We start from the raw sequence: 563 nt of genomic DNA, 5'->3' as shown, positions 1-563 counted from the left end.
CCGAGAGAGCACACTGTGTTACGTCAACAACGTGCAGTCACTGGCCCGCGCGGCAACGCGTGGTTCAGCGCTGCGCACCCCTGTCGTTGCAGGCGGCGGGCCGGGAAGCCGTTCATGGAAAGGACGAACTATCGGCCAGGGCAGACGCCGCCGGCGACAGGCAGGGATAAGCTGGCAACGGGGAGCGGAAAGGTACGTCAGCTTATTGTGCTCCTTAACCACAGGAGACGCGCGTATGGGCGGAATGGATATTATTATTTTGATCCTGAAACTCATGGTTGCTGTGTTGCAACTACTTGATGCAGTCCTGAAACAGTTCCGCTGATTCAGGTTCAAGTCGCACCTGAGGGGGGCGGGAAACCGCCCCCCTGCAGGCGCCCGCCGGGCGTCCCGGGATGACTTGATGGAGGAAGCTATGCCACCCCTGTTAATTGCCGCCACGACGCCGGATGCCCCGGGGTTCGCGGCGCTACGAATTGAAAGCCTTGAACAGCATTTCAATATGCTGCGCCGCCTGGCGGAAAACTGGCAGAGCGGCAAAAACCGCTTTAACGCGCCGGGCG

The 563-nt window shown here is 60.4% G+C and carries 1 protein-coding gene; it reads left to right on the top strand.

Annotated features, from left to right (window positions below; genetic code table 11):
- Nucleotides 1–235 precede the first annotated feature (235 nt).
- Nucleotides 236–325: a type I toxin-antitoxin system toxin TisB gene (gene tisB / locus MKP05_RS21510; RefSeq protein ID WP_002923292.1), complete on the top strand. Its 90-nt coding sequence runs from the start codon at nt 236–238 to the stop codon at nt 323–325.
- Nucleotides 326–563 lie beyond the last annotated feature (238 nt).

The sequence above is a fragment of the Halomonas flagellata genome (assembly GCF_022487945.1).
GTDB classification, from domain to species: Bacteria; Pseudomonadota; Gammaproteobacteria; order Pseudomonadales; family Halomonadaceae; genus Halomonas; species Halomonas flagellata.
This window is presented reverse-complemented; position numbering and strand designations above follow the sequence as displayed.